Annotated in this window: 18 protein-coding genes and 1 pseudogene; 15 read left to right on the top strand and 4 right to left on the bottom strand. The window is 60.5% G+C overall.

Annotation, left to right across the window (positions count from 1 at the left end):
* The first annotated feature begins 245 nt into the window (after positions 1-245).
* The 3 genes from JAO85_RS09785 to JAO85_RS09775 all read left to right on the top strand — a co-directional run bounded on the left by JAO85_RS09785 (position 246) and on the right by JAO85_RS09775 (position 2,721).
* Positions 246-821, top strand: coding sequence for an NADPH-dependent FMN reductase (locus tag JAO85_RS09785; protein ID WP_034351157.1), 576 nt, complete (start codon positions 246-248; stop codon positions 819-821).
* A gap of 105 nt (positions 822-926) precedes the next feature.
* Positions 927-1,535 (top strand): glutathione transferase GstA, encoded by a 609-nt coding sequence (gstA, locus tag JAO85_RS09780; RefSeq protein ID WP_003065291.1) that lies wholly within the window; start codon positions 927-929, stop codon positions 1,533-1,535.
* Between the two features lie 67 nt (positions 1,536-1,602).
* A complete protein-coding gene (locus tag JAO85_RS09775) occupies positions 1,603-2,721 on the top strand; it encodes an alkene reductase (protein WP_202787989.1) in 1,119 nt (372 codons plus the stop codon).
* Between the two features lie 115 nt (positions 2,722-2,836).
* Here the strand turns inward: JAO85_RS09775 and JAO85_RS09770 are convergent, their stop codons facing one another.
* Positions 2,837-4,525, bottom strand: a complete 1,689-nt coding sequence (locus tag JAO85_RS09770) for a methyl-accepting chemotaxis protein (RefSeq protein WP_202787988.1) — start codon at positions 4,523-4,525, stop codon at positions 2,837-2,839.
* A 272-nt stretch (positions 4,526-4,797) separates the two neighbouring features.
* On the opposite strand from JAO85_RS09770, the gene JAO85_RS09765 reads away from it, so the two are divergent.
* From JAO85_RS09765 to JAO85_RS09755, 3 genes are all read left to right on the top strand, one after another.
* A complete protein-coding gene (locus JAO85_RS09765; protein WP_012836553.1) occupies positions 4,798-4,992 on the top strand; it encodes a heavy-metal-associated domain-containing protein in 195 nt (64 codons plus the stop codon).
* A 76-nt stretch (positions 4,993-5,068) separates the two neighbouring features.
* Complete coding sequence (cueR, locus tag JAO85_RS09760; protein WP_012836552.1) at positions 5,069-5,575, top strand: Cu(I)-responsive transcriptional regulator; 507 nt, start codon at positions 5,069-5,071, stop codon at positions 5,573-5,575.
* A 179-nt stretch (positions 5,576-5,754) separates the two neighbouring features.
* Positions 5,755-6,942, top strand: a complete 1,188-nt coding sequence (locus JAO85_RS09755) for an acetyl-CoA C-acyltransferase family protein (protein ID WP_003072098.1) — start codon at positions 5,755-5,757, stop codon at positions 6,940-6,942.
* 163 nt (positions 6,943-7,105) lie between these two features.
* On the opposite strand, the gene JAO85_RS09750 is transcribed toward JAO85_RS09755, so the two are convergent.
* On the bottom strand, positions 7,106-8,143 hold the full coding sequence (locus JAO85_RS09750; RefSeq protein WP_054073424.1) for a recombination-associated protein RdgC: 1,038 nt from the start codon (positions 8,141-8,143) through the stop codon (positions 7,106-7,108).
* 262 nt (positions 8,144-8,405) lie between these two features.
* On the opposite strand from JAO85_RS09750, the gene JAO85_RS09745 reads away from it, so the two are divergent.
* Both JAO85_RS09745 and JAO85_RS09740 read left to right on the top strand, forming a co-directional pair.
* Positions 8,406-8,960, top strand: coding sequence for a Spy/CpxP family protein refolding chaperone (locus tag JAO85_RS09745; protein WP_034351558.1), 555 nt, complete (start codon positions 8,406-8,408; stop codon positions 8,958-8,960).
* Between the two features lie 217 nt (positions 8,961-9,177).
* Positions 9,178-9,741 carry an acyloxyacyl hydrolase gene (locus tag JAO85_RS09740; protein ID WP_039049437.1) on the top strand — a complete coding sequence of 188 codons (564 nt, stop codon included), beginning with the start codon at positions 9,178-9,180 and terminating at the stop codon, positions 9,739-9,741.
* Positions 9,742-11,208: 1,467 nt separating this feature from the next.
* On the opposite strand, the gene dinG is transcribed toward JAO85_RS09740, so the two are convergent.
* Entirely contained in the window at positions 11,209-13,380 is a 2,172-nt protein-coding gene (gene dinG / locus JAO85_RS09735; protein ID WP_012836548.1) for an ATP-dependent DNA helicase DinG, read from the bottom strand.
* A gap of 1,015 nt (positions 13,381-14,395) precedes the next feature.
* On the opposite strand from dinG, the gene JAO85_RS09730 reads away from it, so the two are divergent.
* The 5 genes from JAO85_RS09730 to JAO85_RS09710 all read left to right on the top strand — a co-directional run bounded on the left by JAO85_RS09730 (position 14,396) and on the right by JAO85_RS09710 (position 22,190).
* Positions 14,396-15,559 (top strand): efflux RND transporter periplasmic adaptor subunit, encoded by a 1,164-nt coding sequence (locus tag JAO85_RS09730; protein ID WP_034347924.1) that lies wholly within the window; start codon positions 14,396-14,398, stop codon positions 15,557-15,559.
* 20 nt (positions 15,560-15,579) lie between these two features.
* Positions 15,580-18,693: an efflux RND transporter permease subunit gene (locus JAO85_RS09725; protein WP_012836546.1), complete on the top strand. Its 3,114-nt coding sequence runs from the start codon at positions 15,580-15,582 to the stop codon at positions 18,691-18,693.
* Positions 18,671-19,966, top strand: a complete 1,296-nt coding sequence (locus JAO85_RS09720; RefSeq protein ID WP_202787987.1) for a TolC family protein — start codon at positions 18,671-18,673, stop codon at positions 19,964-19,966. Before JAO85_RS09725 ends, JAO85_RS09720 begins: the two co-directional genes overlap by 23 nt.
* A gap of 122 nt (positions 19,967-20,088) precedes the next feature.
* Complete coding sequence (locus tag JAO85_RS09715) at positions 20,089-20,793, top strand: response regulator transcription factor (protein ID WP_003065317.1); 705 nt, start codon at positions 20,089-20,091, stop codon at positions 20,791-20,793.
* Positions 20,793-22,190: a HAMP domain-containing sensor histidine kinase gene (locus JAO85_RS09710; RefSeq protein WP_034392850.1), complete on the top strand. Its 1,398-nt coding sequence runs from the start codon at positions 20,793-20,795 to the stop codon at positions 22,188-22,190. Before JAO85_RS09715 ends, JAO85_RS09710 begins: the two co-directional genes overlap by 1 nt.
* 18 nt (positions 22,191-22,208) lie before the next feature.
* Here the strand turns inward: JAO85_RS09710 and JAO85_RS09705 are convergent, their stop codons facing one another.
* On the bottom strand, positions 22,209-22,616 hold the full coding sequence (locus JAO85_RS09705) for a YkgJ family cysteine cluster protein (protein WP_003065319.1): 408 nt from the start codon (positions 22,614-22,616) through the stop codon (positions 22,209-22,211).
* A 156-nt stretch (positions 22,617-22,772) separates the two neighbouring features.
* On the opposite strand from JAO85_RS09705, the gene JAO85_RS09700 reads away from it, so the two are divergent.
* Together JAO85_RS09700 and JAO85_RS09695 are read left to right on the top strand one after the other, a co-directional pair.
* Positions 22,773-23,390 carry a glutathione S-transferase family protein gene (locus tag JAO85_RS09700; protein WP_202787986.1) on the top strand — a complete coding sequence of 206 codons (618 nt, stop codon included), beginning with the start codon at positions 22,773-22,775 and terminating at the stop codon, positions 23,388-23,390.
* Between the two features lie 998 nt (positions 23,391-24,388).
* Positions 24,389-24,916: pseudogene (locus JAO85_RS09695) on the top strand (indolepyruvate ferredoxin oxidoreductase); the annotation flags it as partial.
* Positions 24,917-24,993: the final 77 nt, after the last annotated feature.

The following is a 24,993-nucleotide window of genomic DNA, read 5'->3' as shown; positions in this document are numbered from 1 at the left end:
CGGGCCAAGCCCGGCCCTTGCCCCTGCACGAAGCAACCATGCCTCGGCTCTCACGGCAGGCGGACATGTTCTCGCGCCATGTCCAGCCCTGCGGGGAACCTGCAATTTTCCCACCATTGGCGCAACAATGCCTTGCCAGGGGGGTTTCACGTGAAACATGGCGGCCTGAAGCCCGGCCTAGATGTTTGCCCTGATAGCCCCGTCTATGCATGAAAAATGCAATCGCTCTGTGCTGCAATCACTGCATGCAAATTCTCATTTTTGCGGGCAGCACCCGCCAGGACTCGTACAACCGCAAGCTGGCCAAGGTGGCAGCCTCCATCGCGGAACAACAAGGCGCACAACCCAGCCTGCTGGAATTGTCGGACTACGACATTCCGCTCTACAACGCCGACCTCGAAGCGCAGGGCACTCCAGCCGATGTCATTCGCCTCAAGCAGGCCATGCACAGCCATGCGGCCTGGATTGTCTGCAGTCCCGAGTACAACGGCAGCTACCCTGCCCTGCTCAAGAACGCGATTGATTGGGCTTCCAGCCCGGTCAAGGGCGATGCACAGTGGTCTGATGGCGTCCTGCCCTTTCGCAACAAGGTCGTCGGCATGGCCAGTGCCTCGCCTGGAGGTCTAGGCGGCCTGAGAGCCCAGTCTCACCTCGCAGCGCTGCTATTGAATCTGGAATGCTGGGTAGCACCGCGCAGCCATGCAGTGAGCCATGCGGCAGAGGCTTTCGATGCCCAGGGTCATCTGCTGCGTACACAGAACCAGCAAGGCATGGAGGCTCTTGTGCAGCAGGTGCTGTGGGCTGCAGGGCGCCTGGGCTGAGCAATCTCCTCTCCGATCCGGACTTCTGCCGGCTGCGCATGCATATGAAGTGCAACCGGTTTAGCATGGGCGCTTGTCTTTTCATTGCATAGAGAGCCACTCACCATGAAGCTTTACTACAGCCCCGGCGCTTGCTCCATGTCTCCGCACATCGTGCTGCATGAAGCAGGCCTGCCGCATGAAACCGTGATGGTCAGCACCAAGAGCCACAAGCTCCAGGACGGAACGGATTACTACGGCATCAATCCGCTGGGTTATGTGCCCTTTCTGGTGCTGGACAACGGCGACACCTTGCACGAAGGTCCGGCCATTGTTCAGTACCTCGCCGACCTGGCCCCCGAAAAGAACCTGGCGCCGGCCAACGGCACCGTGGCACGCTACCACCTTCAGGAATGGCTGAATTTCATCAGCACCGAGGTGCACAAGGGCTTCAGCCCCTTGTTCAGCCCCGCAACGCCCGAAGACTTCAAGCCTGTGCTGCTCGGCAATCTGTTCAAGCGCCTGAGCTGGGTCAACGAGCAGCTCGCCAACAAGTCCTATCTGATGGGCGATCAGTTCACCGTGGCCGATGCCTACTTTTTCACGGTCACAGGCTGGGCCCAATTTGTAGGCCTGGACATCTCTGAACTCCAGCACCTTCAGGCTTATCGCGAGCGCATTCTGGCGCGCCCCGCAGTGCAGGCTGCCATGAAGGCAGAGGGCTTGCTCAAGTAAGTTTTTCGACATCCATGCAAACTCAAAAGCTCGGTACCCACCGAGCTTTTTTCATCTGGAGTTCTGCATGACCTCATTGTTCGAACCGATTGAAGCAGGCAGCCTGCGTCTGCCCAACCGCATTGCCATGGCACCGCTGACGCGCAACCGCGCCCCCGACGCGATACCCACGCCGCTGATGCAAACCTACTACGTCCAGCGCGCCTCTGCCGGTCTGCTGATCAGCGAAGGCACGGCCATCAGCCACCAGGGACAAGGCTATGCCGATGTGCCCGGTCTTTATGACGAAGAGCAACTGCGGGCCTGGAAAAAAGTCACCGATGCCGTGCATGCCAAGGGTGGCCGCATCGTCACCCAGCTCTGGCATGTGGGTCGCATCTCCCACAACGTGCTACAGCCAGACAGCCAGTCCCCGGTCGCGCCGTCGGCGCTGACGGCCCGCTCCAAGACTTTTGTGATCGACCGCGAGACGGGACAAGGCCAGTTTGTCGCCACCTCGGCGCCGCGTGCACTCGAGCAGCAGGAGCTGCCGGAGATCGTTCACAGCTTCGCCACCGCCGCGCGCGAAGCCGTGCAGTCGGCCGGCTTCGATGGCGTGGAGCTGCATGCGGCCAACGGCTATCTGCTCGATCAGTTCCTCAAAACCGGCACCAACCAGCGCAGCGACGACTACGGCGGCAGCATCGAAAATCGGGCCCGCCTGGTGCTGGAATGCGTGCGCGCTGTGGCCGATGCCATCGGTGCCGGCAAGGTCGGCATCCGCATCTCCCCGGTCACGCCAGCCAATGACATCGTGGACGAAAACCCGCAGGTGCTGTTCGAATATCTGGTGCGCCAGCTCGCCCCGCTGGGCCTGTCCTATATCCATGTGATCGAAGGCGCAACAGGCGGTCCGCGCGAACTGGCGGATCGTCCCTTCGACTACCAGGCACTCAAACAGGCCTATCGCTCTGCAGGCGGCAAGGGAGCCTGGATGGTCAACAACGGCTATGACCGCCAGTTGGCCACGCGCGCTGTGGAAAGCGGCTATGCCGATGTCGTGGCCTTCGGCAAGGCCTATATCTCCAACCCCGATCTGGTGCACCGTCTGCGCGACGACCTGCCGCTCAATGCCTGGAACAGCGATCGCTTCTACGGCGGTGGGGCCGACGGCTATACCGACTACCCTGCGCTCGCCAGCCAGTAAGCGCGATCGGGCTGCAGGCCCTGTCGCCGCCTGCGCCAGCAGCTGTTGAACGAAAGAAAAAAGCCCGGTGCAGCACAGCAACCGGGCTTTTTTGTGGGCGTGCTCCGCCTGAGGATCAGGCCTGTTCGAGCAACTGCTGCTTTTGGCCCGGCAAGGCCGCCTGGGCAGAGGCCAGCGCCGCAGGCGCCATGCCGGGATGGGCTGCGCCTCTGGGGCTGCGCATGACTGCATGCAGCGCGCCGCCGGCCAGCTTGAACTGGCTGACCAGCTGTGCCAGTCGCGCCGCCTGCTCGCGCAGCGATTCTGCGGCGGCGGCAGACTCTTCCACCAGGGCCGCATTCTGCTGGGTCATGCGGTCGATATCGCCCACGGCCTGGTTGACCTGGCTGATGCCCAGCGACTGTTCGCTGGACGCCGCCGTAATCTCGCCAATGATGTCGCCCACACGCTGTGCGCTGTCCACAGTCTCCTGCATGGCCTTGCCTGCGCTCTCCACCTGGCGCGCGCCCACGTCCACGGTCTGCACGCTGGTGTTGATCAACGATTTGATCTCGTTGGCGGCCTGGGCCGAACGCTGGGCAAGGCTGCGTACCTCGGCCGCCACCACGGCAAAACCACGGCCCTGCTCGCCGGCACGGGCCGCTTCCACAGCGGCATTCAGCGCCAGGATATTGGTCTGGAAAGCAATGGAATCAATCAGGCCGATGATGTCGCCGATCTTGCGGCTGGAGGCCGAAATCTCCTGCATGCTGTTGACGGCCTGGCCGACAATCTCTCCGCCCTGCACGGCCGTCGAAGAGGCCGAGGCAGCCAGTTGGTTGGCCAGCTGCGAAGACGATGCGGTCTGCTGCACCGTGGCCGTCAGCTGAGCCAGCGACGCGACGGTTTCCTGCAGATTGCTGGCAGTCTGTTCGGTGCGGGCCGACAGATCCTGATTGCCCGTGGCAATTTCCTGGCTGGCCGTGGCGATATTGCCGCTGGCATCGCGCACCTGGGCCACCGTGGTGCTCAGCGATTGCTGCATCTGGTCCAGCGCACGCTGCAGATCCGTCAGCTCATCCTTGCCGCTGACCTCGGCCCTGTGCGACAGATCGCCGCCGGCAATCGTCAGTGCCATCTGGCGGGCCACTTCAAGCGGACGGCAGATGGACAGCATGTTCAGCAAAGTCAGCGGAATCACCACCACCAGCGCCAGGATCACGGCCGCCACAAACATCCAGCGTGTCTGGTCGGCCACGTCGCGCTCGGCTGCGGCCAGTGCATTGGCCTGCTCACGCAACAAGTTGTCCAGCTGCGCCAGCAGCTTGTCGGCCTCCATGACTTCGGCCAGAGCCTTGCCGCTCATGCGGTTGGCCGTGGTGGCCGAGTCATAGCCACCGGCTTCAAGCTGGCGCGCAACAGGTTCGAAGAGCTTTCGATAAGCGTCGATGTGCCCAATGATGCTCTTGGTCAGCTGTGCGTCCTGCGCGTTCTGGTCGGTCACAAACTTGCCCAATGTCACCTTGGATTTGTCGATGAACATGACCCATTGCTGATAGGCCTTACGCACCTCTTCGGGCTTTTCGTACTGGATGACCATGTCCTTCTCGCTGGAACGGATGCCACCCAGCTCGGTGCGCAACTGCGCCATATGGCCCGATTTGACAAAGGCGTTGCTCAGAAACTCCTGACTCATGTCCTGGATGCGGAACATGCCCAACATCCCGGCGCCCCCCAGCAGACTCAGCAACACCATCACCACACCAATGGCGCCCAGCATGCGCGTGCGGATGGTGAAGCCCCGCATCATTTCCAACAGACTCATGAATCCCTCTCCACTTTGAACGACTGGCATTGTCGGGCCAGAACTTGCAAATTGTTTCAGATTGTCACCGACACCAAGAAAAACCCGTGACTGCGATGCCCAAGCCATGGCGATCAGCAATATGACAAGTTCTTATCGGCAGTCTTTGCGGCTTATCAACCCTGCCGGCTTCATGTCTTGTCAAAGGCTTGACCTTGCCATGATGTTAGGGTTAACCATTCAAGACATGGAGTCCGCCAGTCCGGTCGACTCACTTTCTGAAGGAGCCATCCATGCAACAAGTTTTTGAAGTTCAAGGCATGACCTGCGGCCACTGCGAACGCGCCGTCACCAATGCCATCCAGGGCGTCGATGCCCAGGCGCAGATCAAGATCGACCGCGCCGCCAACCGAGTGGAAGTCGAAACCGGCGCCAGCCGCGAGGCCGTGGCAGCCGCCATTGCCGAAGAGGGCTACAAGGTAGCCTGAGCGCAGCCTCCCCTACCGCGCCAGCACCTCACGCGAGCCATCAGAAGGCCGCTGGCGCGTTTTCTCAGGATCGTCCATGCCCAACCACCCATCGACACAAAAAATCGCTCAGAACTGGCCTGTCGTCATCGGCGAGGCCGCGCGCCGCGCCGGGGTTTCTGCGCGCATGGTGCGTCACTACGAGTCACTGGGCCTGCTGCCACCCGTGCACCGTACCGACAGCGGCTATCGCCAGTACACCGAAGCCGATGTGCATGCGCTGCGCTTCATCCGCCGCGGGCGCGATCTGGGCTTTTCCATGGACGAGATCGCCACCCTGCTCGGCCTGTGGCAGGACCAGGGCCGCGCCAGCAGCCAGGTCAAGGCCATCGCGCAAAAGCACATCGCCACGCTGACCGAGCGCATCGCCGCCATGCAGTCCATGCAGCGCACGCTGCAGACTCTGGTGCATTGCTGCCATGGTGATGACAGGCCGGACTGTCCCATCCTCGACGACCTGGCCAGCGCGGACACCGACCTGACGCCGGCCCATCACGAACCCATGGCTCCCACTCCGAGAAGCCGGCGCAGGACTGCGGCCTGAGGCTGCTCATGGGTTTCACGTGAAACCATCGCCGCCCACGCAGGGCCGCGTCAACAATGAGACATGTTGCACTGCAGCAAATACTGCAGAATACTCTGTGCGATGAATGCGGTTGCTCTCATTCATCTTTTCAAATCACTCAAGCACAAGCATTGCCGACGCGATGCAGGAGACAAACCATGAGCACCAGAGACATCTTCGTTGTCAGCGCCGCGCGCACGGCCATCGGCACTTTTGGCGGCAGCCTCAAGGACGTTCCCAACGCCCAGCTGGCCACCACCGTGGTCAAGGCCGCCATTGCGCGTGCCGGCATCGCTGCCGACACCGTGGGCCATGTGGTGATGGGCAACGTCATCCCCACCGACACGCGCGACGCCTACCTGTCCCGCGTGGCGGCGGTGGACGCCGGCTGCCCCATCGAAACCCCTGCCTTCAACGTCAACCGCCTGTGCGGCTCTGGCCTGCAGGCCATCGTCTCGGCAGCTCAATCGATTGCGTTGGGCGACTGCGAAGTGGCCATTGGCGCCGGCTCCGAATCCATGAGCCGCGGCCCCTACTTCGACATGTCTGCGCGCTGGGGCGCACGCATGGGCGATGCCAAGAGCATCGACTACATGCTGGGCATCCTGCACGACCCCTGGCAAAAAATGCATATGGGCATCACTGCTGAAAACGTGGCCGAGCGCTACAAGATCAGCCGCGTGATGCAGGACGAGCTGGCCGTCATCAGCCAGCAGCGCGCCGCTGCCGCCATCGAGGCCGGCCGCTTCAAGGAGCAGATCGTTCCCGTGGAAATTGCCAGCCGCAAGGGCGTGGTGCTGTTCGACACCGACGAACATGTGCGCGCAGCCACCACACTGGACACCCTGGCCGGCATGAAGCCCGCGTTCAAGAAGGAAGGCGGCACGGTCACCGCCGGCAACGCCTCCGGCATCAACGATGGCGCGGCTGCCGTGCTGATGATGAGCGAGCAGGCGCTGAAGTCTTCCGGCGCCAAGCCCATTGCCCGCCTGGTCGGCTACGCCCACGCAGGCGTCGAGCCCGCATACATGGGCATCGGCCCGGTCCCTGCCACGCAGAAGGTGCTGGCACGCACCGGTCTGAAGATCGAACAGATGGACGTGATCGAAGCCAACGAAGCCTTCGCCGCCCAGGCCTGCGCCGTGATTCAGGAGCTCGCTCTGGACCCTGCCAAGGTCAACCCCAACGGCTCCGGCATCTCCCTGGGCCACCCCGTGGGTGCCACCGGCGCCATCATCACCACCAAGGCTCTCTACGAGCTGCAGCGCACTGGCGGCCGCTATGCGCTGGTGACCATGTGCATCGGTGGCGGCCAGGGTATTGCCGCGATTTTCGAACGCGTCTGAAGCACATATTCCAGGCGTCTGATACGCCCATGAAAAAGGCCTGCCGGAGTGATCTGGCAGGCCTTTTTTGATAGCTTCTTGCGCTTGCTAGTGCTTGATTTCAGCATTAATAAATACTGAATTCATTGCCTGGAAAGCGCAGACAGCTACATCATCCATAGCGTCAAAACGGTGCCTCTTCCGGGGCCGTATCGGCGGGCGCCGTGGCCGGCCCGGTGAACGTGCCCTGACCGCGTCCCTGTGCCAGACGCACGGGCAGGGTTTCTGCGGCAGGCGCCGACGACAGCGATGCAGGCAGGCCGTCGCCCAGACCCGTACGCCCTTCCCCGCCCAGCGCTTCGATCAGATCGGGAATCAGGCGCGAGAGCTCGCCCGTGGCAATCGCCACATCGGTATCGAAACCGCCATCGTCCTGGCTGTTGCCGTCCATCACCGCATCGAGCAACGCGATCTTCTTGATCTGCAGACCTTCGCTGAGCACAAAGCTCACGCGGTCATCCCAGGTCATGGCCAGCTTGGTCGGCAACTTGCCATGCTCGATATGCTGGCGCACCTCGTCGATATCGAGCGGGTGGCGCGCATAGCGCACCACGGCCTTGGACTCATCGGCGGCCTTGAGCTCGCACTCGCGGTCTATGGAAAAACCTGCGGGCGGCTCCTGCGTCATCAACCAGTGCGCCATGGCGGCCTGCGGACTGGTCTGCGTATCCAGCAGCGCCACCGCAAAACCCGGCAGGCCTTCGACCAGCAGCGTCACGATCTCGTCGGCACGGCCTTGTGCACTGGTATCGAGCACCAGCGTGCGCGCCTGCGCATCGATCCAGACCCACATGGCTCCCTGCTTGGTGAAGGCCATGGGCAGCAGGTCCAGCTTGGCCTCGTCCTTGAGCTCTTTCTTCTCCTTCTTGCCGGGCTTGCGGCCCTCGGTCTTTTCGATGTGCTCGGCCTTCTCGTTGACCTTGCGGTTGAGCACGCTGGCCGGCAGCATCTTGGACTCACTCATGAAGCGCATCACCCACTGGCCGGCCACGCTTTCCGCCAGCGGGCCATGGGCCTCGCCGCGCGGCGGCACCCAACCCACGGAACGCTCCTGGGTCGCGCCGCACTCCTCAAACACCGTCTTTTGCAGCGCATCTTCGAGCTGCTGCAGATCGCCCTGCCAGCTCTCGGCAATGCGATAAACAATCATGTTCTTGAACATCAAAAACCTTTGCTAAACCTTCAATCGTCGCCAGCTCCTGCAGCTGGATCTCGCGGAAAAAAATCGGCCGCCAATGCAGCCCATGCATGCATTGTTGCGCAGTCGCAGCCACTCAAACTTATCAAATCTTTACAGAGCGGCTGCAAAACCTCACGTCTCAGAAACATGGGGGGTCCACACTTCAGTCATCCGCTACCGAATGCCCATTCAGGAGCAAGACCAGGCGGCCACTTCTTCCACTTCAACCGAAAAGGAAACAGACATGACCCGCTTTCGCCAGACATTGACCAGCGCCGCTGTGGCAACCGCCCTGCTCGCCTCGCTGAGCCTGCCCAGCTTTGCCCAGACCACCGCTGCCGCCGAGCAGCCTGCCGCAGCCCAGAAAGCGCCAGAGCCGCACAAGCACCAGCGTGGTGACAAGCGCGGCGACCGCATGGAGCATATGAAGCAGCGCATGGAAAAACTCAAGGCCGATCTGAAGCTGACGCCTGCGCAGCAAACTGCCTGGACCACCTACACCCAGGCCATGAAGCCCGGTGAACGCCCTGCCCCCGGCGACCGCGAAGCCTTTGCCAAGCTGACCACGCCCGAGCGCATCGACAAGATGCGTGAAATGCGCGGCAAGCGCATGGCGGAAATGGACCGCCGTGCCGAAGCCACCAAGGCCTTCTACGCCCAGCTCAATGCCGAGCAGAAAAAGACCTTCGATGCGGCCACCCTGCACATGCATCACCAGCGCGGTGAGCACCATCACGGCCATCATGGCGGCAAACCCGGCCAGGAACGTCCCGCAGCTCCTGCCCCTGCGGCCAAGTAAGCCGAGTTCAATCGCCTTCTCCATAAAAGCCCCCGGTCGTCATGACCGGGGGCTTTTTTCATTTCGATATCAATTGGCTGACTACCAACGCAAGCGCTTGCCGACAGAACATTTATTCACAAGCTTCTAAATTCATATCCACAGAGGGAGCGAAATCAAGGCATTGTCGTAGTATCGATATCGCGACCAGATTCCAAGCATTTAGATGGCAATTGACATGAAAAAACTGCAATTAGCAACAAATCTTGTAGTCCCCATGCTGATCGGCCTGACAAGCCCCATGCTTCATGCACAGCCTGTTCAAGCATCGACGACCGGCCTCTATCTGCAATACGGCTCGGCGGAGCACAGCACCGACAGCTGGACAGGCGGCGTCATCCTCCCCTGGAACTGGAGCTACGCCCTTGGCTCGGGTCGGATGACGGGTTACTGGGATCTCTCTGTCAGCCGCTGGTCGGCCGACTATCAGGGCGGCAATCGTTCAACCTGGGTTCTGGGTGCACAACCCACATTGCGCTGGCGCCCCTCTCAAGGCCAGTCTCCCTGGTTCCTGCAAGCCGGCCTGGGCGTGAGCTATGCCATCAACCACCGCTTCATCACCGATCACAAGGAATTTTCGACCCGCTACAACTTTGCCAGCCATATAGGCATCGGCTACCTGTTTGGCGAGCAACTGAAAAACGAGATCAGCCTGCGCTTCGAGCACCAGTCCAATGCAGGCATCAAGCGCCCCAATCCGGGAGAGAACTTTCTTCAGCTGCGATACGCACGCCACTTCTGAATCCCCGGGGCAGCGCTATCCGGGTCGACCTGGCCGCCCAACGGGCGGCTTTTTTCATGCTTTGCAGCAGTTGCACGGCCTGTGAATAAACATGGTGATAAAAGCCATGGAAATTTTCTGTTTTCCACAGCCAGGCTGGCTTCTGAAAAGTTGTTCCCAAATCAATGACAACGGCAGCCCATGCAAGGGCACAGACTTTGGAAAAGTCTAAGTTATTGATTTTAAATAAACTTAATTACTTATCAACAATTAAGTGGACTACTTACTATTACTACTAAGTAAAAAGATAGGACTAGAAATAACAACTTTGGCCGAAGTGTACACAGCAATCTGAGATGGTCTGAATAAAAAAAGAGGCTGATCAGATCTGCTTCAAGAAGTTCTTGCTACATCACACCCTTGACATCCGATGTGCTCAAGCATGTCTTTATCAGTTGTTCACTATAAAAATAATAGCTAACAACGTATATATATCAACGGATAAATAACATTTATTGCCAATCAACAGAAAAATGGATTTCTGTGGATAAGCGGATATCAACTTTCATGTTTTCCACAAAAATATGGAAGAAGGCCAAGTTGTTCATGGATCAAGGACAGCAGCAACCGTCATTTGTCTCCATGTTTGTCATTACGCAAGATGCTTGATTTGCCTTGAGTTTTTAAAGTTATCAACAGCAGATGCCAAGTCTTACTACTACGACTATATTTTTATAAAACTTCTAAAGAACAACTGAAGGCAAAGTCGCAGGCAAGAGCCGGGGCCATGCAAAATTGCAGCTGATCAGGTGCTCCAATCCCTTTGATTCAGAGGGAAGTCCAGAAAAAAAGGGCTTTGGGAAAATTGACGCGCCAGATCTCGAAAAATTGGCGTAAGATGCGCCTCCTCAATGACATGAGGTGGGGATAAATTCCCATTGAAGAGTCTTTGAAGCGACTGTTATCCACAGAATGTTATGAACAGCTGGGGGAAACTGGCCAAACGTGCGTGCAATCGATATCAGCCATGATTGCGCCCTGCTCGTTCAAAAAAATTCAACGATCTATAGATCATTGTTTTAAAAGAACTTTTCGCTTGTCGGTGGAGCAAGACCCGGACCAGATGTGACAAGCGCTGGGAAAGTGCGGCACCCGCCAACACCGACAGGTCTGAAATCCGGAGTTGCTCAACAACCATGGGGTTTGCAGCGCACCTGCCCGGCTGCGCCGCTTCGGGCAAGACCTTGCGGGTTGCCAGTCCTGCAAGACGGATGCCGTCTCGCATTGCCCGGCAACTGTTAGAAAAATTACAACTGCGCGGAGTGCGCCGGGACTGAGTGAACGTGCGCAGGAAGGGCGCTGCAGCAGTGCAGAAAAGAGCCATGCTGCAAAGGCCTGGAGCGCTGAAAACCTGCCTCAGGAATGGCGCAAAAGAGCAGCGAAACGGCCTTGGATCAGCAGTGTGAAAGGCGCGCTTCGCTCAGGACTTCAAGGCATTGAAACAGGGCTCCGTTGCAGCGTGAAGGGCGGCAGGCCCTTGATGAGCAATTGGCCGTAGCTGGTGCCCGTCAGGCGGCGGTCATAGCAGTACACATGGGCCTGGTCTTCCTCGGTCCGGATGGCACGGCCTACCCACTGGGCCAGGCGAATGGCCGTGGCCGGCACCACCAGCTCGTTGAAGGGGTTGCGGCCGCTGCTGCGCAGCCATTCGGCTCTTGCCTCGCCAACAGGGTCATCGGGCGGAGCAAAGGGCAGCTTGGTGATGAACAGGGACTCGCAGAGCGCTCCGGGCAGGTCCAGTCCTTCGCCAAAGGACTGCATGCCGAAGATGATGGAGGGCTCGCCCATCGCCACGGCCTCACGATGGCGTGCCAGCAGAGTCTGGCGGGGCAGGGCGGTCTGCACCAGCACCTGGTTGCGCATGCTGGTGGAAAGCGCGTCCACGGCCTGGCGCATCTGCTCGCGGGATGTGAACAGGACCAGTGCGCCGGCCTCTATGCGGCTCAGATCGTTCAGCAGGGCCTCGACCATCTCCTCGGTAAAGCGGGCGGCTTCGCGCGGGTCTGAGGCCGTTTCACGGGCCACCAGCGTGCCCTGGCGCGCATAGTCGAATGGGCTGGGCACTTCCAGCGTGGTGACGGAATCGTCATTGGCCAGCCCCGCTTCGCGCAGAAAGAAGTCGAAGTGGCCGCAACTGGTCAGCGTGGCGGATGTCAGCACCGCACCGCGTACCTGCGACCACAGGTGCTGGCGCAGGGTGGAGCCGGGCTGTATGGGGCTGGCATGGGCCTTGACCACGATGAACTCGCCGTCCATCTCCAGCGTGAACCACTTGGCATGGGGCACCATCTTGCCGTCGCCATCGCTCTCGTTGTTCTGCAGCAGCAATTGCGTGGTGTTGAAGATGGCTTCCAGCCTGGGCGCCAGGGCGCCTACCTGCGCATAGACGGTGGACAGGCGCTGTGCTTCCTCGGGTTGTTCCTTGATTTCGGCACGCAGAGCCTTGGAGACGGCACGCAGCGCATCCAGAAAGCCGTCGGCATGGTGCGCAATCTGTCCCAGAGGCTCCAGAAGGGCCTCTGGCAGCATTCCGCGGGGTGCCCGTACCCTGGCTGGCCCATAGCTGTCTTTCTGCGATTTGAGAGTCTCTCCGTAGTGCTCCATGACCAGCCGCGCCAGCTCCTGCATCTGCTGGCGCAGCTGACCCGCATGCTTGGGCACGTCGGCCAGTTCCTCGACTTCGGCGACCTGGTTCACGCGCAGCGCACGGCTGGCCAGCTTGTCGATCCAGCCCAGGCGGCTCAGATCCATCTCGCCGGCAAACTGGTCCAGAGCCGTAGAGGGCAGGTGGTGGGCCTCATCGAGCACGAGCAGGCAATTGTCCAGCTCGGGCAGCAGCTTGGAGCCCAGCGAGGAAAGCAGCAAATCATGATTGGCGACAATGACTTGCGCCGCCACCAGGTCTTTGCGGCGTTCGTAATAGACGCAGTTGCCGAAGGCCGGGCAGTGCTTTCCGGTGCATGAAGAGGACTCGGCTGCCACGGGGCTCCAGGCCTCGGCCTCAGGCGGGGTCTCCAGCGAATCTCGGTCGCCGTTCCAGGCCTCCGTGGCCAGCGCATCGGCCATGGATTTGTAGAACTGCATGCGGGCCTGCAGCTCATGCTGAGGACGGCTGAACTTGGTCTGGCCCTGCTCATCGCCAAACAGATCGTCCATCTCGTCCTGTGCTTCCCCCGTGCTCGCCAGACGTTCCAGCTTGAGTTTGCAGACAAAGCGGCCACGCCCCTTGGCCAGTGCGAATTTGAATGGCTGGTCCAGCTTTTGCGCCAGAGCCGGCAAATCCTTGTTCACCAGCTGTTCCTGCAGCGCCACCGTGGCTGTGGAGATCAGCACGCGCGTGCCGCGCGACAGCGCCATGCGAATGGCCGGAATGCTGTAGGCCAGCGATTTTCCGACCCCGGTTCCGGCTTGCACGACAGCGATGGCACGACGCGGTTCCGGTTCGCCTTCATCGACTTTTCCGAGCTGGGCCTGGCTCAGCGTTTGCGCGATCTGGGCCGCCATTTTTCGCTGTCCATCACGACTGCGAAACCCCGGCATGGCCCCGACCACGGCATCAAAGGAATTCAGGGCCTCTTCAGCCCACTTTTTTTCATGCATTTCAGCGTTTTTTGAGACGCAAAGACGCTGTGCTTTGGCGTTTTATAAGTATTCGTACAGAGATATGTATCAAATAAGATTGAATTTCTTATGTGATACGGCATACAAAACAGGGGAGTTTGTATGTTCTGCGCTTGTATCCAGTGGGCGGTTTCAATGAAACTTTTCCACCACTTGTATGTGACTTGTTCATTGTAGTTGTGGATTCCGTCCATGGTAGTTACCAAGAAACTTATCCACAGGGAGATCAGAGAATTGGCCTGTACATATCCTGGAGACAACCATGTATTCATGTCTGTGGATATGGTTGTTAAATTTTTATGAATAAAAAACTTTTTCTAGATTTCGATACTGCTGAGGTTTTTCGGGATCTGCATAGTTTTCAAGCGCTGTGAGTAAGTTTATCCATGGCTTGCATCGCTCTTGCAGGGTATGGAGTTCTCGGTTTATCCACAGGTTAGACGGATCTGCTCCTGAAGGCATTCAGGCTCTGAATTTTCCACTGATGATGGTCATGCCGCTGGTTTGTATGCCAGAGCGGTCATTTCTGTTGAAATCCGGGATGCGGAGGAGGGAGGGGCGCAATCTATCCACTGCGTGGATAACTTCAAAGCTCTACTTTTGATAGTAGATATCCATTGCTTATCAATGGATTGATCGTGTTTTCTGAAGAATTCAGATATGAGACGTGGCCTTGGCTTTGGTCACGATTTTTGGCTACTTTTAATACTCATGTATGAAAAAATACATGAAAAATGCCTGTTTTTTGAGCAATTGACAGATGCTGTCAATGAATTGCCTGGAAAACGGGCAATTCATCAAGTCTGCAGGCTGATTTCCCTGTTCAGCCCTGGCCCGGCTGTTCTCTGGTCGTGCTTGTGCCTGTGTCCGGTCTTACCAAACCGTAATGCGTGTGTCATCCACGCAGCTGGGGGCTGTTCCTAGCATGGTGGCATCACTGCAAGTGAAGCCGCGGACCAGCTCGTCACTTGCCAGTCATGGAAAAGGGTGAACGATGAACAAAAGCCTTGTGGGACTGCCGGGAGCGGCACATTTACCAAACTGGACATGGGCAAGACTGCCGGTGGTGGCTGCGGCCATTGCCGTGGCGGGTCTGTTGGGTGGCTGTGATGCCTCCAAGGCCACCGAGGAAGCGAAGAAGCCGGTTGCGCAGCTGCCCAAAGGCTTTATTCAGGTCAAGCCAGAATCCGTGAAGATGCTGGAGATCGCGCCCGTGGCCGATCCTCAAGGGGTGCAGATGGCCTGGGCTCCTGCGCATGTGGCGTTTGTCGAGGATCGTGTGGCTTCGGTTGCAGTGCCGTTATCGGCGCGTGTCGTGGCTGTCAACGCGCATGTGGGCGATATGGTCAAGGCCGGTGATCTGCTGGCGACGCTGGTCAGCCCCGATGCACTGCGCACCCGCTATGACGTGGCTGCGGCCAAGACCGCACACGACGTGGCTGTGGTGGAAGCCCAGCGCCAGCAGACCATGGTGGACAAGGGCGTGGGCGTGGAAGTCGATCTGCGTGCCGCGCAGGCCAAGCTGCGTGAAACCTCGCAGGAGCTTGGTCGTGCACAGGGCACGGCAGCGCTGCTGGGCTCCGGCGGCGGCGATCGGATCGAGCTGCGCGCACCGCGTGCCGGCATCGTGGCCGAGCGCAAGGCCGTGGTGGGTACCGCTGCCGAGCCGGGAGCGGCGCTGTTCATGATTGGCGATCCCCAGGCCATGAATGTGGTCGCTGAGGTGTTCGAGTCCGATCTGCCCGGCATTCGCCTGGGCAGTTCCGTACAGGTCGAGGTACCGCAGCTGCCCAAGCCGATCAAGGGCACGGTCCGTCATCTGGGGGCTACGCTGGACAAGGAGTCGCGCCGCGCTGCCGTGGTGGTGGAGCTGAGCGAACAGAACCCGGTGCTGCGTCCCGGCATGCAGGCCAAGGTGGGCGTGCAGTTGTCGAATCTGCAGGAGATGCTGATTCCCGTCACTGCCGTGCTCATCAAGGATGAGAGCCGCAGCGTGGTCTATGTGCAGCATGAGAACAACCAGTTCGAGGCACGCGTGGTGACGCTGGGGCGTCCATCGCGCGGCATGGTGCCGGTGATCAGCGGCCTCAAGGTCGGTGAGAAGATCGTGGTGCGTGGTGGCCTGCTGCTCGACGGCGCGGCCAGTCAGCTGCTGTAGTCCCGGCAGGAGTCTGAACCATGCTGCGTTCATTTATTGCATTTGTCGTCCATCGCCGGCTGCTGGCGCTGTGCGCCACGCTGGCGATTGCCATCTATGGCGTCTACGCCTATCTGCAGACAGCCATCGAAGCCTATCCTGACGTGACCAATGTGCAGGTCGGCGTGATCACCCAGGCACCTGGCCTGGCTCCTGAAGAAGTGGAGCGCCAGATCACCCAGCCGCTGGAGCGTGAGCTCAACGGCACGCCGGGTCTGATATCGCTGCGTTCGGAGAGCTATTTCGGCCTCTCCATGATCAACCTGGTCTTCAACGACGACGCGAAAAGTTTTACCGCGCGCGCCGAGGTGTCGCAGCGTCTGCCGCAGGCAGATCTGCCCAACGGCGTGACGCCTGAAATGGCGCCTGACTACACGCCGCTGGGCAAGATTTTCTACTATCGCCTGCAAAGCGACAGGCACACTCTGGCGCAGCTGCGCACCGAGCAGGAATGGCATGTGGTGCGCGTGCTCAAGCAGGTGCAGGGCGTGGCCGACGTGGTGAGCATTGGCGGCTTCGTCAAGGAATTCCACGTTGAAGTGGACCCCGAGAAGCTATACAGCCTGGGCCTGTCGCTGGACGATGTGAGCGATGCACTGTCCAAGTCCAACCGCAACGTCGGTGGTGGCCTGATGCGCCGCGGCGAACAGTCCTTCATCATTCGCGGTATCGGCCTGTTGCGCAATCCGCAGGAGATTCAGGATGTGGTCGTTGCCATGCGTGGCAAGGCTCCCGTGACCATCGGTGACGTGGCGCGTGTCGCGCAGTCGCATACGCCGCGTCAGGGCTCGGTGGGCATGGACGACCAGAACGATGTGGTGCAGGGCATTGTGCTGCTCAAGCGCGGCGCCAACCCTTCCATCGTGCTCGATGACATTCATGCCAAGGTCGATGAGCTCAACAGCGGTGGCCTGCCTGAAGGCATGCACATGGTCACCAACTATGACCGCTCCGATCTGGTGGGCCATACGCTCAAGACCGTGCAGCACAACCTGCTGTTCGGGGCCACGCTGATCGTGGCCGTGCTGTGGCTGTTCCTGCGCAGCCTGCGTGGCTCGCTGATCGTGGCCACCGTGATTCCGCTGTCGCTGCTGGTGGCCTTCATCGGCCTGCACTGGCTGGGCATGCCTGCCAATCTGATCTCCATGGGAGCCATCGACTTCGGCATCATGGTGGACGGTGCCGTGGTGCTGGCCGAGAACATCATCCGCAATGCACGCCAGCGCAAGCCGCAGACGGCGAACGACATGCGCCACATCATTGTGGATTCGGCCGTTGCCGTGGCCAAGCCCACGCTGTTCGCCATGGCCATCGTGATTGCGGCGCTGATTCCCGTGTTCTCGCTGCAGAGCATCGAAGGCCGCATCTTCCGCCCGCTGGCCATGACCTACAGCTTTGCCCTGCTGGGTGCGCTGGTGTTTGCCATGGGGCTGGTGCCTGCGCTGTGCGCCCTGATGCTCAAGCCCAAGCATGTGATGGTGGAAGAGCCCAAGATCTTCGACCGCGCGCATCATGGCTACCAGCACTGGATCGCCAAGGTGCTGGGCGCAGCCAAGCGTCGCACGGCCGTGATTGCCGTGTTCGTGAGCGTGCTGGTGGTGGCCGGGGTTTCAGCCAAATGGCTGGGCACCGAGTTCCTGCCCGAGCTCGATGAGGGCGATGCCTATGTGCTGGTGCAGATGCCTGCTTCCATCTCGCTGGAAAAAGGCCAGGAAGTGCTGCGCGATGTGCGTCTGCGTCTCAAGGTCTTCCCCGAGGTGATCACCGTCACCACGGAGCAGGGACGCCCCGAATCGGGAACTGACAACGAGACGCTCAATCTGGCCAAGGTGCTGGTGCGCCTCAAGCCCCATGGCGATTGGCGCAAGGGCTTGACCAAGCCCGCGCTGATCGAGGAAATGCGTGCGACGCTGGGTGAAATTCCTGGCGTGGCCTTCAACTTTGCGCAGCCCATTCGCGACAGCGTGGAAGAGTCCACATCGGGCGCGCGCGGCCAGGTGGTACTCAAGCTGTTCGGCCCCGATATTCCCACCCTGCGCGGCATTCTTCAGCAGACCAAGTCGCTGGTGAAAGGCATCGACGGAGTGGTTGACCTGGATCTGTATCGCGATGCTCCGGCACCGCAGGTGCATGTGCAGTTCGATCGCCAGGCGCTGGCGCGCCAGGGCATCGCCATGGAAGACGCGCAAAAGACGCTGGAAGTGGCCCTGGCAGGCAATGTGGCCACCACTTTGTGGGAGGGTGAATTCCCCGTGCCGGTGCGCGTGCGTCTGCCCTATGTGGACCGTATGGACGAGGAGCGCATTCGCAACATCGCCATACCGCTGCCCGATGGTGGTTCGGTCCCCCTGGGATCGGTAGGTACGGTCAGCATGAAGATCGGCAACTCCTCCATCTTCCGCGAAGGCAATGCGCGCTACATGGCGCTCAAGTTCAACGTGGAAGGCCGCGATATCGGCTCGGTGGTGAAGGACACGCTGGCCACCTTCAAGCAGAACGTGAAGCTGCCCGAAGGCTACCAGGCCGTCTGGGGCGGCGAGTGGGAGAACCAGCAGCGTGCGGCTGCACGCCTGAAGGTGGTGGTGCCGCTGTCTCTGGTCATCGTCTATGCCCTGCTGTTCGGCGCTCTGGGCCAGGCCCGCAGCGCCGGCATCATCCTGCTGTGCGCGCCGTTTGCCATGGTGGGTGGCATCGCAGCCTTGCATCTGGCACACATCGAGCTGTCCATCAGCGCGGCCATCGGCTTTATCGCCTTGCTGGGTCAGGTGGCCTTGGCGGGCTTGCTGGTGGTCTCTGCGGTCGAGGATTTGCGCCGCCAGGGCATGCCCTTGATGCAGGCGCTGATCGAAGGTGCAGCCGAGCGCATGCGCTCCATCATTCTGGTGGCGCTGCTGGCGCTGCTGGGCCTGCTGCCCATGGCTCTGTCTACCGGCGTGGGTAGCGAAACCCAGCGCCCCTTTGCCTCGGTCATCGTTGGCGGCATGGTGGTGCTGCCACTGGTGGCGCTGGTGCTGCTGCCCGTGCTGTATGCCTTGCTGGGCCCCAAGAACATGTTGACGCAGGAAGAACGTGATGAAAGCGCTCAAGATGAATAAGTGGCACTCTCTGGCCATGGCCGCTGCACTGTGCTGCGGCGCTTTCAGCGGCACAGGCCATGCTGCCGAGGCTATGGATGCAGCCGCACAGAGCAATGCTGCAGCGGGCCGTCTGGCGGCCCCTGCACAGCCTGTGACCCTGCAGGAATATCTGCGCATCGTCGTGCAGAACCAGCCCAATCTGGCGGCAGATCGCATGCAGCTGGATCTGGCAAAGGCAGACAGCAAAACGGCTGCCACCATACCCAATCCCGCCATGCACTACTCCAGCAAGCGCGGAGAAAAGGAATGGGGTGTGGAGCAGGCCATCCCCATCTTCGGCCAGCGTGGCATGCGCATCGAGAACGCCAGGCTGGGCGAGAAGGCCGCAGAGGCCAATGCCGATGTGGCAGTCGCCGTCACCATGAGCGATGCAGCCCATGCCTTCAATGAGCTGCTGGTGGCCCAGCAGCGCTATCAGGTGTGGTTGGCTGCCCGTGATGAGCTGGAGAAGGCCGGCAACATCGTCAAGGGCCAGATCGAAGCAGGCACGCGCAGCCGCTATGACGGCGCGCGCCTTAACCTGCAACAGGCCCAGATGAGCATGCAGGTCAGCAAGGCCCAGGCTGCCTTGCGGGATGCAGCATCACGCGTGGCCAGCATTGCGGCCTTGCCGCAATGGCAGGTGCGTGTGGAAGGCAGCCTGCAGGCCACTGACATTCGCAAGGCAGCCAGCTACGAGCAGCTGTGGAACCAGGCGCAGACCCAGTTGCCGAGTCTGCGTGCAGCGCAGGCCGAGCTCGACAGGTCGCGCCAGAAAATCAAGCTGGAGCAGCGTGAAGCATTGCCCACGCCATCCTTTGGTCTGGCCCGCATTCGCAACAGCGTGGATGGCAGTTTCAACCAGGTGGGCGTGAGCGTGGAGATCCCGCTGTTCGACCGCCGTCAAGGCCCCATCGAGCGCGCCAAGGTCGAGGCCGATCAGGCCGAGCTGCGCCGCGATGCGGCTGTGCTTGCCGCCCAGTCCGAGCTGCAGCGCGCCCTGCAGCAACTGTCGCTGCGCCGAACGGCCGTGCGCGACTACGAGAAGGAAGGGCTGGCGCAGATTGCGCCGCTGCACCAGATGGCACAAGACGCCTACAAGCTGGGCAAGGGCACGATCCTGGAGCTGATCGATGCGCTGGGCTCGATCACCGAGCACAGGCTGGAGCATCTGGAGCTGGTCAAGGACATGCTGGATGCGGAGTGGGAAGTGCGTCTGGCTAGCGGCGATCTGCCACAGGTGCAGCCTTGAGCGAGGCGAGGGAGATGGCACAAACCCCTGTACCACCTCCTGATGCTGCTGCATCGCCGGCTGCGAAGGTGGAGGCAACGGCTTATAGTGTCTGTCCACCAACGGCCAGAGACAGACTCAGCATGTACCGCTACCTCATCATCGAAGACGATGCGCTCAACGCGCGTTACATCGCTGAAGGGTTGCGCCAGCAAGGCGCGCATGTCAGCGTCTGCGGTGACGGCGTGCAAGGCATTGCACAGGCCGTTGGCGAGAACTGGGATGTCATCATCCTCGACCGCATGTTGCCCAATGGCTTTGACGGGCTGCAGATTCTGCAGACACTGCGCTCCATGGGAAAACAGACGCCGGTGCTGGTGCTCAGTGCCTTGTCTGCCACGGATGAGAGAGTGCGCGGGCTCAAGGCCGGCTGCGATGACTATCTGACCAAGCCCTTTGCATTTTCCGAGCTTTCGGCAAGGCTCGAAGCCCTGGTGCGCCGCGCCCAGATCCCGGCTCCCACGCGCGAGATGCAGGTGGCCGATCTGCGCGTCAACCTGATTTCGCGCAGCGCAGAGCGCGCCGGCCAGCCGCTGTCGCTGCAGCCGCGCGAGTTCCGCCTGCTGGCGTTTCTCATGCAGCACGCGCACCAGATCGTCACGCGCACCATGCTGCTGGAGTCGGTCTGGGATTACCGCTTCGATCCGCAGACCAATGTGATCGACGTGCACATCAGCCGCCTGCGCAGCAAGGTGGACAAAGGCTTTGCCACGCCTCTCATCCATACCGTGCGCGGTGTGGGCTACAGCCTTTCGGACCAGCCGCAAGACCTGCCCGAGGTGGTCTGATGATGCGCTCCAGACCCTGGAGTTCGCTGGCCTTCAGGCTGGCACTCAGCTATGGCGGCCTCCTGGTTCTGACCATGGCCATTGTGCTGGCTGTCTTCTATGTGCAGACCGTGGGCGTGGTGCGGGTGAGGCTCGACAAGCAGGCCGAAAACCATGTGCGCAGACTGACCGAGCACTCGGCCAAATACGGCCCTGGAGCACTGGAAAGCGAGATACTGCAGACCATTCGTGACGGTGTGAATACCGACACGGAAATCCTCATTCTCATGAACCCGCAGGGCGAGACCATTGTCAGCAATGCTGAGGTCTATCCTCCGCGCAAGCTCAGCATCATGGGCGTGCGCGAGCTGACCGTGAAGCGCAACGGGCGGCTGATGGTGGGCCGGGTTGCCGTGGTCGAAATGCCCAATGGCAATCTGCTGGCCGTAGGCAGCGACATGCAACTGCAGCGTGACATGGAGGAGCTGTTCGGTCAGGCCAGCTTGCTGGCGGCCGTTGCAGCCTGCATCATGGCCCTGATCGGTGCCATGGTTTTCAGGCGTGTGGTGGATGAGCGCGCGGCAGCCATTCGCAACACCATGTCGCGCGTTGCGGCGGGCGATTTGCGACAGCGCATTCCGGTCGATCAGCGCGGCGATGAATTCACGCTGCTCAACCGCGATATCAACGCCATGCTCGATCGGCTCGAGCAGTTGATGGAAGGCATACGCCATGTCTCCAACAGCATTGCGCACAACCTCAGAACGCCGCTGACGCGCATCCTGCTGCGCCTGCGCAACGCGCAGCAGGCCAGCCCCGAAATGCAGTCCGCCACGCTGGCGCTGGTGGCCGAAGAAGTCGCTGAACTCGGTGTGGTGTTCGAGAAGCTTTTGCAGATTGCCGAAGTGGAAAGCGGAGCCAGCCGCAAGAGCTTTGCACCGGTTGACCTGCAGGCCTTGCTGGTCGATGTGGTGGACTTCTACGAGCCGCTGGTGGAAGACGCCGGCGGCATTCTCAGGCTGGATGTGCAGCAAGGTGTGCAGGCCCTGGGCGATGGTGACTTGTTGGCCAGCGCCGTCTCCAATCTTGTTGATAACGCTATCAAATACGGAGCGTCATCTGATGATGTTCATGGCGCTGACGTGCTGTTGCGTGCGGCCCCGGCGCAGGAGCAGGGCAGCGATGGCGCATGGGGGGTGGAGATCACCGTGCAGGACCAGGGACCGGGCGCAGATCCTCAGACCCTGGAGAAAATGACCACCCGTTTCTATCGCGCAGAATCGGATCGCCCAGGCTACGGACTGGGCCTGGCCAGCGTGCTGGCCATTGTCCAGCTGCATGGCGGCAAGCTCAGTTTTCACAACGCCAATCCGGGCATGGTGGCGCGCATCTGGCTACCTGCCGTGGCCGATGTCTGAAGCGCTGCCCAGAAGCTTTCAGATCTGCGAAAGCGCCTTGTTGCCGTAGGCGCAGAACCCCGGTTTGGGCCCCTTCTTGGGATGCAATCTGCAGGTCTCCGGGCGCTTTTCATAGACCGTGCAACGGCGCGTGTTCTTGTCCAGAAAGTTGCAGTCTCCGCCTGCTCGGCGGGCCATGGTGAAGATCTCGTGCTTGGGGTTGAAGTGGTCGATCAGGCGCATCTTCAGCAGTCGCTTGGCGATCAGCTTGGGCTCGATGTTTTCGACCTCGAACGGGTCCACCAGCTCCAGGCGCACCAGATCCGGCAGGCGTACCTCCAGCGGCATGGTGCAGCAATTGGCTGCGCAGCTGTCGCACATGCCGGCCTTGTACTTGCTCCAGGTTTCCAGGCGGTCGACGTCAACAATGCGGATGGAGGATTTCATTTCGGGTGGGGCACTTCTGGGAGAAGCGCGATGCTGCCATGAGATGTCGATGTCTGCCTTGCGTCATTGCTATGAGCAGACCCGGCTCATGGGATTGAGCCGGCTGCGCAGCAGCCTACACTGCACAGGCATATCACCATCCACGGGAGAACGATTTTGGCAAGCCAAACCACGCTTTACTACGCAGCTGGCACCTGCGCGCAGGCCGTACTGATTGCGCTTTATGAGGCCGATGCCCAGTTCACGCTCAAGACGCTGAGCTTTGCCGACAACGAGCAGCGCAGCCCCGAATACCTGAGCATCAATCCCAAGGGCAGGGTGCCCGCGCTGGCCACGGAACGCGGCGTGCTGACCGAAACTCCGGCGCTGCTGCTGTATGTGGCGCAGACCCATCCGCAGGCAAGGCTGGCGCCGCTGGAGGACCCCTTCGCGCTGGCGCAGATGCAGGAGTTCAATGCTTATCTGGCATCGACCGCGCACATCGCCCACGCCCACCGTCCGCGCGCCTCGCGCTGGGCCGACGACGAGGCCGCCCAGGCCGCCATGCGCGCCAAGGTGCCGCAGAACATGCGCGACTGCTTTGCCATGATCGAAGAGCACTATCTGGGCGACAAGACCTGGGTGATGGGCGAGCAGTTCACCGTGGCCGACGGCTATCTCTACACCGTGGCCGGCTGGCTCAAGGGCGACGGCGTGGACATCGCCGAATTCCCGCGCGTGGCAGCCCACTTCGAGCGCGTGAAGGCCAGGGCTTCGGTGCAGAGGCTGGGCTGACGGCATCTCAAATGCCGGACGTGAAGGGATAAGAAATACGCCTGCCAGCGTATCGGTGAATTGCCATAGCGCTTGTGATGAGGGCTGTGGCAGGCCTGATTGCGTCCCAATGGGAGAGGGCCATAGGCTCTCTTCGCGGTACGCGATAGCGCGATCACTCGCTCAAAAAAGTGGGCGAGGAAATCATGGGTCTGAGCCAGGCTGGCACCTACAGGGTCCAGGCCATGGGTAGTGGACCGGTGCCGGAAAAGGAAAAAAGCCTATTCGGCAGAAATCATCGAAAAGGTGAATGGTGTGTTCGAGGTCGAATTGACCGACGGTGACCAACTTCTGTATGTCGGTGGTGTGCTTAAGGACCAGTTGTTGGAAGAGCAGATGCTGATCAAGCGGTCTGCAAGGAGCAGTTCAACAGCTCACCGGATCTGCGCAATTCGCTGTGCAACACCATCATGAATGGCCTGGGGTGATCGGCAAATAAGGTGCAACTAGACATTGGGTTCCGAGTGGCTTCCGTGTATCTGGGCAACTTTATGCAATGCTGAAGGCAAAGGCGGATTTGGATTCCCGGAACCAGCGTAGTTCCGCTGCAGTAGCACGGCCCAGAGCTGGAAAATCCTATCTTGTGAACATCGGGCGTGATGCTGAAATTGCTCGAATTTCAACGCAAATCAGCCTGACGCGATCTCCTGGTAGCCGCTAGCCGCTATCAGATCCATGGCCTCGGTGCTCTTGGCTTTGGCCACAGTGGCAGGCGTGTGCCTGATCCTGGACCGTCCCGGGGTCTCCAGAACCACTCTCCCCTTGGCGCACATGCATGGGCCATTGCGTGCGCTAGGCGTTTTCACACTGCTTTTGATCCGTGACACGGTATTTGTCATCCCCTTTGAGGCTAGGGAAAACAATGATTTTGGATATATTTATTTTTAAAGTAATACGTGCCATATTCATCCAAAATCATAAATGCCCGTTCCCACGCGGGCCCTGTGAAGGATCTTGCGATGGCAGAACGCTCGTTTGTCGAAGAGGTCAAGAAGCTGCGCCTGGGCGCGGGCGAGGTATTCCACGGCGAGGGCATCCTGGCAGTGACAAAGGCTCTGCTGGAGTCGGGCGTGAACTACGTCGCGGGCTACCAGGGCGCGCCCATCTCGCACCTGATGGACGTGCTGGCCGATGCGCAGGACATCCTGGCCGAGCACGGCATCCGCTTCGAGAACAGCGCCAGCGAGGCCACGGCCGCCGCCACGCTGGCCGCGTCGGTCAACTACCCGTTGCGCGGCGCCGTGACCTTCAAGGCCACGGTGGGCACCAACGTGGCGTCCGATGCACTGGCCAACCTGGCCTCGGGCGGCGTCAAGGGCGGCGCGCTGGTGATCGTCGGCGAGGACTATGGCGAGGGCTCGTCCATCATGCAGGAGCGCAGCCACGCCTTCGCGATGAAGTCGCAGATCTGGCTGCTCGACCCGCGCCCCAACCTGCCGGGCATTGTGCAGGCTGTGAAGGACGGCTTCGAGCTGTCCGAGGCCAGCTGTTAATTTCCACGCATAACTGACCCGCCATTTCCATCTCAAACTGACCCACCCTTTGACTTGAGCCGCAAGGCTCA

This window comes from Comamonas sp. NyZ500 (assembly GCF_016772095.1).
In the GTDB taxonomy this organism is placed as follows: domain Bacteria; phylum Pseudomonadota; class Gammaproteobacteria; order Burkholderiales; family Burkholderiaceae_C; genus Comamonas; species Comamonas thiooxydans.
The sequence above is the reverse complement of the archived record's forward strand: the minus strand, read 5'-3'. Positions and strand labels throughout refer to the sequence as shown.